6 protein-coding genes are annotated in these 10086 nt (G+C 70.4%); all 6 read right to left on the bottom strand.

Annotation, left to right across the window (positions count from 1 at the left end; translation table 11 throughout):
• Nucleotides 1-166 precede the first annotated feature (166 nt).
• Nucleotides 167-1177, bottom strand: a complete 1011-nt coding sequence (gene gap, locus ACFV6X_RS12170; RefSeq protein ID WP_365454083.1) for a type I glyceraldehyde-3-phosphate dehydrogenase — start codon at nt 1175-1177, stop codon at nt 167-169.
• 224 nt (nt 1178-1401) lie between these two features.
• On the bottom strand, nt 1402-4353 hold the full coding sequence (locus ACFV6X_RS12165) for a M14 family zinc carboxypeptidase (protein ID WP_385381389.1): 2952 nt from the start codon (nt 4351-4353) through the stop codon (nt 1402-1404).
• Nucleotides 4354-4544: 191 nt separating this feature from the next.
• The gene (whiA, locus tag ACFV6X_RS12160) at nt 4545-5534 is read right to left on the bottom strand and encodes a DNA-binding protein WhiA (RefSeq protein WP_385381386.1); all 990 of its coding nucleotides are present in this window, start codon (nt 5532-5534) and stop codon (nt 4545-4547) included.
• Nucleotides 5525-6592 carry a uridine diphosphate-N-acetylglucosamine-binding protein YvcK gene (gene yvcK / locus ACFV6X_RS12155; protein ID WP_385381383.1) on the bottom strand — a complete coding sequence of 356 codons (1068 nt, stop codon included), beginning with the start codon at nt 6590-6592 and terminating at the stop codon, nt 5525-5527. Before yvcK ends, whiA begins: the two co-directional genes overlap by 10 nt.
• A complete protein-coding gene (gene rapZ / locus ACFV6X_RS12150; RefSeq protein WP_385381380.1) occupies nt 6589-7605 on the bottom strand; it encodes an RNase adapter RapZ in 1017 nt (338 codons plus the stop codon). Before rapZ ends, yvcK begins: the two co-directional genes overlap by 4 nt.
• Entirely contained in the window at nt 7602-9821 is a 2220-nt protein-coding gene (gene uvrC, locus ACFV6X_RS12145; protein WP_385381377.1) for an excinuclease ABC subunit UvrC, read from the bottom strand. The genes rapZ and uvrC overlap by 4 nt, the downstream gene beginning before the upstream one ends.
• Nucleotides 9822-10086: the final 265 nt, after the last annotated feature.

Below are 10086 nucleotides of genomic sequence, written 5' to 3'. Positions count from 1 at the left end.
CCCACACCGTCCTAATTACGCTCGTCGATGTTCTACATTAGGGGGCCCGTGGTATGGCCTATCTAACCGTGGGGGGTGGTCGATCTGTACGCTTGTCCGGGCAGGGGCAGCGCGGCGTGCGCTGCCCGAGCCCTGCCCTCACATCAAGATGCCTGCGAAAAGCTGCTCAGAGCTGGTTGCCGACGAAGACCGTGAGGTCGACGAGGCGGTTCGAGTAGCCCCACTCGTTGTCGTACCAACCGAGGATCTTCACCGTGTTGCCCTCCTGGACCATGGTCAGGGAGGAGTCGAAGGTGCAGGAAGCCGGGTCGCTGACGATGTCCGAGGAGACGATCTCGTCCTCGGTGTACGCCAGGTAGCCCTTGAGGTCGCCGTCCTCGGAGGCCTTCTTGAACGCGGCGTTGACCTCGTCCTTGGTGACCTCGCGCTGCAGGGTCACGACCAGGTCGGTGGCCGAGCCGGTCGGGACCGGGACGCGCATCGCGATGCCGTCCAGCTTGCCCTTGAGCTGCGGCAGGACCAGGGCGGTGGCCTTGGCGGCACCCGTCGTGGTCGGGATGATGTTCTCGGCGGCGGCACGGGCGCGCCGCAGGTCCTTGTGCGGGAAGTCCAGGATGCGCTGGTCGTTCGTGTACGCGTGGACCGTCGTCATCAGGCCCTTGACGATGCCGAAGTTCTCGTCGAGCACCTTCGCCATCGGCGCCACACAGTTGGTGGTGCAGGAGGCGTTGGAGATGACGTGGTGGTTCGCCGGGTCGTACTTGTCCTGGTTGACGCCCATCACGATGGTGATGTCCTCGTCCTTGGCCGGGGCCGAGATGAGGACCTTCTTCGCACCACCCGCGAGGTGCTTGGCGGCGTCGTCCTTCTTGGTGAAGATGCCGGTCGACTCGATGACGATGTCGACGCCCAGCTCGCCCCACGGGATGTCCGCCGGGTTGCGCTCGGAGAGCACCTTGATGGTGTGGCCGTCCACGGTGATCGTGTCGGCGGTGTGCGTCACCTCGTGCTTGAGACGGCCCAGGATGGTGTCGTACTTGAGCAGGTGAGCGGTGGTCGCGGTGTCACCCAGGTCGTTGACAGCCACGATCTCGATGTCAGCACCCTGCTCCAGCAGCGCGCGGAAGTAGTTACGACCGATGCGGCCAAAGCCGTTGATGCCTACGCGGATCGTCACGAACCGATCTCCTCGTTGGTACGCCGGCCGTTGATGCCGGCGAGCTGTATGGGATGTCCCCGACCGCCTACGACCCTACCTCCCCGCAGGCCCTCTGGTGACATCGAGATGGCCCATACACGGCAGGGCGGCCCGTACCCGCCAGTAGGGGTACGGACCGCCCCGGCCGTGCGACCGGATCACCCGATTTGACTACGGGCGGTGGGCGGTCGTCGACCTGGTGTTCAGCGGTCGAGCGCGGTGAGTGCCTCGCCGATCAGATCGCGGCGGTCGGCCGCCTCGGTGACGTGTTCCAGACCGAAACCGAGCAGCACCGTGTCCTGCGCGGTGACCGCTCCATATGTCGTGAACAGTTCGCCCGACAGGCCCCAGTCCGTGACCACCGCCGGGCTGCCCGCCGGAGGCCCGGCGGTGGTCCAGGCGCCGAGCGAGGTCTCGAACCCGTCGGTCTGTCCCGCCGTACCGCCGATGACGACGGCGGCGTTGTCGGCGAGGACGCCGTGGCCGCCGGAGCCGGGGTCGGTGATGTAACTGAGGGAGACCTCGACCGTCTTCCCGGCGTAGGCGGAGAGGTCGAACTCGACCTGCTGCCAGCCGTCGGCGGCACCGGTGAAGCTGTTCCAGGCGCCGCTGGTCCCGGAGGGCGCGCAGCCGTCCGCGCCGAGGGTCAGGTACCGCTGGAGCGCCGGGTGCGCCTGGAGGAAGAAGCCGGCCTCGCACTCGGTCGGTACGGCGGTGCCGGTGGCGCCGTTCTTCTCCGGGAGCGTGGTCCAGTCGTCGGCCCCGGCCGTGTGCGCCTCCAGCACGGCGTGGTCGTAGCCGGCCTCGGTGTCCCACAGCAGCCGGGTGCGCAGGGTGGGAGCGTCGGCCGCCGTCACCGAGGTGAGGTCGACGGTGCGGGTCAGGCGGTTCCAGGCGTAGTCGGAGTGCGTGACGGCCGCCATGGACGCGCCCTCGTACGGGCCGTACGGGTTGACGGTCCCCGGGTACCGGCCCGCGCCCTCGCTCGCGAACTGCGGGAACGTCGAGACGGGCAGGGTGTCGGAGGTGACGCCGAAGGATCCGGCGGTGTTCAGCGGGTTGCCGGGCGCGTCGCCGAGCGGGGCGGTGACGCCGCCGAGGGCGCCGGCCCCCGTGAAGCCGGTGACGGCCGGGAGGGACGTACGGGTGTAGGCGCCCAGGTAGTACTGGCTGAAGTCGTTCGACAGGGTGCCCCCGCCGAGGTCGACGGAGCCGCCGGCCGTCTCGCCCGCCTCGATCAGCCTGCCGCCCTCGTTGAGGAAGGCGCGCAGCTGGAGCTGGGTGGCGACGCCCGGGCGGACGGCGCCGGTGTGGTGGACGACCGTGTCGAAGTGCGTCAGCACACCGAGCGCGTCCGGTGCGCCCTGGGTGGCGACGTCCCAGACGGCGGCCCGCTCCCCGTTGGCCCTCAGCGCGTCCACGTACTTCTGCGCGTGCGTCGCGGGCGCGCCCTCCTCGGCGACGACGAGGACGTCGGCGCGCGGCCGTTCGGCGATCGTGTAGGTGAAGTGCTCGCTCGTGGTGGGCTTCCCGGACCGCGTCTCGCCGGAGAACCACACCTCGACCTTGTCCCCGGGCACGCCGTCGGCGACCTTCGCCCGGTACTCGTCGAAGTAGAGGTTGTCCTCACCGCCGTACGTCTCGCCGCCCTTCCAGGGCCGCAGCCGCATGTCGTGCGTACGGCCGCCGTTGACGCGGTACTTGAGCTCCTTGTCGCGCACGGACTTCCGTGCGACGACGGAGACCTCCTGGTCGGCGCCGCGCGAGTACGACGTCGTGAACGCCGCCGGGGTGAAGTCGGGCGCGTCCACGCCGACCGAGGACCTGGGCCGGTCGGGCCGCGCGGCGGACTCGGCGACGGAGAGCGCGAACGGGACGTTCTTGATGAACTCCTGCTGGATCAGCTTCTCGTCGTCCGGGAAGGTGAAGATCGACTCGCAGTCGGCCGGGTTCCAGGCGTCGTCGGGGTCGACGTTCGACGCGGTCTGACAGGTGGACATCTCCGGGGTGAACATCGCGGTGCCGTGGACGTTGGCCGCGTGGCCGTCCGCCTCGCCGTTGGTGGTGTACAGCTCGGAGGAGAGCTGCGGATGGTAGCCGGGGATCGCGGAGTTGTCCGGCGTACCGGCGAGGGACTTGTAGAGGACGTCGTCGGGGGTCGGGGTGGCGACCTGCCAGCCGACGCCGTAGAGCAGAAGTTCGGCGGCGGAGTGGTAGTTGATGCCGTACTCGAAGCCGATCCGCCGTTCGAAGGCGTCCAGCGCCTTGGTCTCGGGCTCGGAGTTGGGGCCGGGGCCGCGGTAGGTCTGGCTCGTGGGCTGGGGGGACGAACCCTCGTCGTCGTAGCCCCACTTGTAGGCGAAGTTGCGGTTGAGGTCGACGCCGTCGCCGATGGTGTGGGCGCCGTCGCCGTTGTTGTCGCGCATGTTCTTGCGCCACTGGCGGTCGCCGTCGGCGTGGTGCGTCCAGTCGTAGCCGTCGGGGTTGGCCGAGAGGACGAACCACAGTTCGGTGGTGTCGACGATCTTCTTGACGCGCTTGTCGGTGGAGTAGTTGTCGAGGTAGTGGTGCATCAGCCGCCGGGTCATCTCCGGCGTGATCCACTCACGCGCGTGCTGGTTGGAGACGTAGAGGACGGAGGGCCTGGCGCCGTCCTTGGTCTTCTTGGCGTTCTTGGTGAGCTTGAGGGCGAGGATGTCCTGGCCCTGAAGGGTCTTGCCGATGGAGACGACCTTGGTCAGGGACGGGTGCTCCTGACCGGTCCTGAGGATCTCCTCCTTGAGGTTGCCCTTCCCGCTGTACGGCCGGAAGACCCCGTCGCCCGCGGCGGCCACGCGTGCGCGTGCCTTCGCCGAGAGCTTGTGCTCGGTGAGGCCGACGCCCTGTCGCTCCAGCTTGGCGGCCTGCTTGTCGGTCAGGTAGACCTCGACGGTGGCGGTGCCCCTGTCGGGAATCCGTTCACCGAGTTCGTGACTGTCCTGCCCGGTGGCGAGCAGCAGGGGTACCTGCTGCCTGGTGACGTCGGCGCGGAAGACCTTGACCTCTTCGGTGTCCTGGTCGGACGCCTTCTCGTCGGCCTGGGCCGAGGGTGCCAGGGTGAGGCCGCCCAGCAGGAGCACGCCGGCGGCGAGGATCGATCTCGCTCTTCGTCTCATGAGCCCCCCTTGCGGTGGTTCGCCACAGTGGCGAATGGATGCCAGGCTCATGACAGATCATGGTCAAGTCAAGAGCGCGTCAAGGGGGTTGAGGGCGCAAGCCCGCTGCTGTCAGGGAAGGGTGAGGAGGGCGTGACGCCGGTGCCGGGCCTGCTGGGGCAGGGATCGGCACCGGTGGGTCCGACGCGGCGTCACCCGGCGAGATTGTCCGCCAGTTCCTCGCTGAGGTTCGCCTCCGTGCCCGGGATCCCCAGGTCCGTCGCACGCTTGTCCGCCATCGCCAGCAGCCGGCGGATGCGGCCCGCGACGGCGTCCTTGGTCAGCGGCGGGTCGGCCAGCGCGCCCAACTCCTCCAGCGAGGCCTGCTTGTGCTCCATACGCAGCCGCCCGGCGGCCGCGAGGTGCTCGGGGACGTCATCGGCGAGGATCTCCAGCGCGCGCTGCACCCGGGCGCCGGCGGCGACCGCCGCGCGGGCGGAACGCCGCAGGTTGGCGTCGTCGAAGTTGGCGAGCCGGTTGGCGGTGGCACGCACCTCGCGGCGCATCCGCCGCTCCTCCCAGGCCAGCACCGACTCATGGGCACCGAGCCGGGTCAACAGCGCGCCGATCGCGTCACCGTCACGGACGACGACCCGGTCCACGCCCCGCACCTCGCGGGCCTTCGCGGCGATCGACAGCCGACGGGCGGCGCCGACCAGGGCGAGCGCGGCCTCGGGACCCGGGCAGGTCACCTCCAGGGAGGAGCTGCGGCCGGGCTCGGTGAGCGAACCGTGGGCCAGGAAGGCCCCGCGCCAGGCGGCCTCCGCGTCGCAGGTGGCCCCCGAGACCACCTGCGGGGGGAGCCCCCGGATCGGGCGGCCCCGGCCGTCGACCAGGCCCGTCTGCCGGGCCAGCTGATCGCCACCCGCGACGACCCTCACGACGTAGCGCGAACCGCGTCGCAGGCCGCCCGGAGCCATCACGATCAGCTCCGAGCTGTGCCCGAAGATCTCCAGGATGTCCCGCTTGAGTCGCCGCGCCGCCATCGCGGTGTCCAGCTCCGCCTCGATCACGATGCGCCCGCTGACCAGGTGAAGGCCGCCGGCGAACCGCAGAATGGCGGAGACCTCCGCCTTCCTGCAGCAGGTCCGGGTGACGGGGAGCCGGGAGATCTCGTCCTTCACCGCTGCCGTCATCGCCATGGGCCGATCCTTCCATGCATCCGAAAAATACGGTCGTACGCGGCGGCCAGCAGCTCCGGGTCGTGCCGCGGAGTTCCGTCCGTCCGGGCCACCGGCGCCAGCTCGACCGCGGCACCGAAACGCTTGGCGGCGTCGGTCAGTGAGTCGCGGTCGGGCACGGCGGCCTCGTCGGCCAGCACCACGTCCAGGGCGAGTTTAGGGGCGTGTCGTCCCAAAACCTCCAAATGACGCTGCGGGGAGAAGCCCTCGGTTTCTCCGGGCTGCGGCGCGAGGTTCAGCGAGAGCACCCGGCGGGCCTTGGTCTCCGAGAGGGCGTCGAGCAGCTCGGGGACGAGCAGGTGCGGGATCACCGAGGAGAACCAGGAGCCCGGCCCGAGCACCACCCAGTCCGCGTCCAGGACCGCCTCGACGGCCTCCGGGACGGCGGGCGGGTCGTTCGGCACCAGGTGCACGGACTGCACCTCGCCCGGGGTGAGGGCGACGGTCGCCTGCCCGCGCACGGTGTCGATGTCGTCGGGCCGCTCCCGGTCGTGCCCCTTGACCAGCGCCTGGAGCTCCAGCGGCACGGCCGACATCGGCAGCACGCGCCCGTGCGCGCCGAGCAGCTTGCCGACCAGGTCGAGGGCCAGGACATGGTCGCCGAGCTGCTCCCACAGGGCGACGATCAGCAGGTTGCCGACCGCGTGGCCGTGCATCTCGCCACCGGACTGGAAGCGGTGCTGGATGACCCGGGCCCAGGTCTGGCCCCAGTCGTCGTCACCGCACAGCGCGGCGAGGGCCTTGCGCAGATCGCCGGGCGGCAGCACGCCCAGCTCGTCGCGGAGCCGGCCGCTGGAACCGCCGTCGTCGGCCACGGTGACGACGGCGGTGAGGTCACCGGTGATGCGGCGCAGCGCGGCGAGCGAGGCGGACAGCCCCATGCCCCCGCCGAGGGCGACCACCTTGGGCTGGGTGCCCCGGCGGCGCGCACGGCTGCCCCGGGGCTCGGTGAGCCGGCCGCCACGCCCCTCGGGGGTGACCTTGCGCAGCCGGCTCAGCCGCAACGTACGTCCTGTCATTCCCGTCCCATGTCCCGGTGCACGACCACCGTCTCCACGCCCTCGGCCGCCAGGCGCGCGGCGAGCTTCTCCGACATCGCGACCGAGCGGTGCTTGCCGCCCGTACAGCCGACGGCGATGGTCACGTACCGCTTGCCCTCGCGCCGGTAGCCGGTCGCGATCAGCTGGAGCAGCTCGGCGTACCGGTCGAGGAACTCCTTCGCGCCGGGCTGGTTGAAGACGTAGCCCGACACCTCCTCGTTGAGGCCGGTGAAGGGGCGCAGCTCCGGGACCCAGTGCGGGTTGGGCAGGAAGCGGCAGTCGACGACGAGGTCGGCGTCGACCGGCAGGCCGTACTTGTAGCCGAAGGACATGACGGTCGCCCGCAGCTCCGGCTCCTCCTCGCCCGCGAACTGGGCGTCCATCTTGGCGCGCAGCTCGTGCACGTTCAGGCTGGAGGTGTCGATCACCAGGTCGGCGTCGCCGCGCAGCTCGCGCAGCAGCTCGCGCTCGGCGGCGATGCCGTCGACGATCCGGCCGTCGCCCTGGAGGGGGTGCGGGCGGCGCACCGACTCGAAGCGGCGCACCAGGGCCTCGTCGGAGGACTCCAGGAAGACGATCCGCCGCGTCACCCCGCGCGTGTCGAGGTCGGCGAGCGACTCGCGCAGATTGTCGAAGAAACGTCGGCCGCGTACGTCGACGACGACCGCGATCCGCGCCACGTTGCCCTGCGAGCGGGCACCGAGCTCCACCATGGTGGGGATCAGCGCGGGGGGAAGGTTGTCGACCACGAACCAGCCGAGGTCCTCCAGGCACTTCGCGGCCGTCGAGCGGCCGGCTCCGGACATGCCGGAGATGATCACCAGTTCGGGGATGGCCGCTTCGGCGGCCGCGCCTGCTTCGCCGGCCGTACCCGCCTGTCCTCCGTCGTCCTGAGCCGCGTCACGCCGCGTGGGATCCTCGTCGGTCACCTTCTGAGTTTCCTCGGGTTCCTGATCTCGCCGGTCTGTGGACTGCTTCTCGTGCTCGGTCATCTCTCCTGCCCCCGTCGCTCGTCCGGGGCGCCCGTGGGCACGGGCTCCCCTGGAGCACCCGCCGTCGTCTCGGGTGCACCGTCTTCCACGTCATCCATGATCTCTCCAGTCGCCGTGTTCACGGCGGGTGCGGCCGGGGCCGTGCGGGCGAGTGCCGCGGCGATCGTCTCGGCCGTCTTGCGACCTATGCCCGGAACCTCGCAGATCTGGTCGATTGTCGCGGATCGCAGCTTCTTCACGGAACCGAAGTGCTTGATCAACGCCTGTTTGCGTGTCTCGCCGAGCCCGGGGACGTCGTCCAACGGGCTGGAGCGGATGCGCTTGGCGCGTTTGCTGCGCTGGTAGGTGATCGCGAACCGGTGCGCCTCGTCACGGATGCGTTGCAGCAGGTAGAGGCCCTCGCTGCTGCGGGGCAGGACCACCGGGTCGTCGTCGCCGGGCAGCCAGACCTCCTCAAGGCGCTTGGCGAGGCCGCACACGGCGATGTCGTCGATGCCCAGCTCGTCCAGGGCCCTCTGGGCGGCGGCCACCTGCGGCTGACCGCCGTCGACGACGACCAGCTGCGGGGGGTAGGCGAAGCGCTTGGGGCGACCGTCGTCCTCGGTGAGGCTGCTGGCGAGAGGGGCGCCCGATCCGCCGTCGAGGAGACCGCTCGTGCCGCCGGCGACGGGGCCACCCGATCCGCCGTCGAGGAGACCGCTCGTGCCGCTGTCGGTGAGGACTGTCGTGCCGCCGTCGCGGGGGGCGCCGTCCGCGTCGTCGAGCGCGGTGCGGGCGGTGCGCTCCGGCTCGCCGTCGGCCCACTCCCCCGTTCGCTCCTTCTCGGCGAGGTAGCGCCTGAAGCGGCGGGTGATCACCTCGTGCATCGAGCGGACGTCGTCCTGCCCGGCGAAGCCCTTGATCTGGAACCGGCGGTACTCGCTCTTGCGCTGCAGGCCGTCCTCGAAGACGACCATGGACGCCACCACGTCGTCGCCCTGGAGGTGCGAGATGTCGTAGCACTCGATCCGCAGCGGGGCGCTGTCGAGGTCCAGGGCCTCAGCCACCTCCTCGAGCGCGCGCGAGCGCGTGGTCAGGTCGGAGGCACGCCTGGTCTTGTGCAGCGCGAGCGCCTGCAGGGCGTTGCGCTGCACGGTCTCCATCAGGGCCTTCTTGTCGCCGCGCTGCGGGATGCGCAGCGAGACGTTCGAGCCTCGGCGCACGGTCAGCCACTCCTGCACCGGCGCCACCGGGTCGGGCAGCGCCGGGACGAGGACCTCCTTGGGGACCGCGTCACCGGTCTCCTCCCCGTAGAGCTGCTGGAGGGCGTGTTCCACCAGAGCGCCGGTGGTGATCTCCTCGACCTTGTCGGTGACCCAGCCGCGCTGGCCACGGACGCGTCCGCCGCGGACGTGGAAGATCTGCACGGCCGCTTCCAGCTCGTCCTCGGCCACGGCGATCAGATCGGCGTCGGTCGCGTCGGCGAGCACGACCGCGTTCTTCTCCATGGCCTTCTTCAGGGCCTCGATGTCGTCGCGCAGCCGGGCCGCCCGCTCGTACTGCAGGTCCTCGGCCGCCTCCATCATCTGCTTCTCCAGACGGCGCAGGTACGTGCCCGTACGCCCCGTCATGAAGTCGCAGAACTCCTCCGCCAGCTCCCGGTGCTCCTCGTCGGAGATCCGGTCGACGCAGGGCGCGGAGCACTTGCCGATGTAGCCGAGCAGGCAGGGGCGGCCGGTGCGGCGGGCGTTCTTGAAGACGCCGGCCGAGCAGGTGCGCACCGGGAAGACGCGCAGCAGCAGGTCGACCGTGTCCCGGATGGCCCACGCGTGCCCGTACGGCCCGAAGTAGCGCACGCCCTTCTTCTTGTGGCCGCGCATCACCTGCACGCGCGGGTACTGCTCGTTCATCGTCACCGCGAGGTACGGGTAGCTCTTGTCGTCGCGGTACTTGACGTTGAACCGGGGGTCGTACTCCTTGATCCAGGAGTACTCCAGCTGCAGTGCCTCGACCTCCGTGGACACCACCGTCCACTCCACGGACGCGGCCGTGGTGACCATGCTCCGGGTGCGCGGGTGCAGGCCGGCCAGGTCCTGGAAGTAGTTGGCCAGGCGCTGGCGCAGGCTCTTCGCCTTTCCGACGTAGATCACCCTGCGGTGCTCGTCACGGAACCGGTACACCCCGGGGGTGTCCGGGACGTCTCCCGGCCTGGGGCGGTAGCTGGAGGGATCGGCCATGTCTCACACCCTACTGGCGAGCGGTGACACTCCGGCGAGCCTGTGGACAACGCCCTCCGCGGTGCCGGGCCGCCCGGTGCACCACCGCCCACGAGGCACCGGTCGAACCTCGGCCACGAGCGCGCCACGGTTGGGCTTCAGGTGTTGTCGAGGCATGGTCAACACGCTTCAATGCGGAGGAACTCGGGCCGGTGAACGGCGGCGTACCGATGTGAAGGCGGCCTGCCGCCGCCCGGGTGCCCCGGACGACCTGCGCGAACGGTCT

It is taken from the genome of Streptomyces sp. NPDC059861, assembly GCF_042731435.1.
Taxonomy (GTDB): Bacteria; Actinomycetota; Actinomycetes; order Streptomycetales; family Streptomycetaceae; genus Streptomyces.
This window is presented reverse-complemented; position numbering and strand designations above follow the sequence as displayed.

Coding starts and splice junctions, on each gene's coding strand:
- whiA (WP_385381386.1), bottom strand. CDS start 5,534: ATGGCGATGACGGCAGCGGTGAAGGACGAGATCTCCCGGCTCCCCGTC.
- yvcK (WP_385381383.1), bottom strand. CDS start 6,592: ATGACAGGACGTACGTTGCGGCTGAGCCGGCTGCGCAAGGTCACCCCC.
- rapZ (WP_385381380.1), bottom strand. CDS start 7,605: ATGACCGAGCACGAGAAGCAGTCCACAGACCGGCGAGATCAGGAACCC.
- uvrC (WP_385381377.1), bottom strand. CDS start 9,821: ATGGCCGATCCCTCCAGCTACCGCCCCAGGCCGGGAGACGTCCCGGAC.
- ACFV6X_RS12165 (WP_385381389.1), bottom strand. CDS start 4,353: ATGAGACGAAGAGCGAGATCGATCCTCGCCGCCGGCGTGCTCCTGCTG.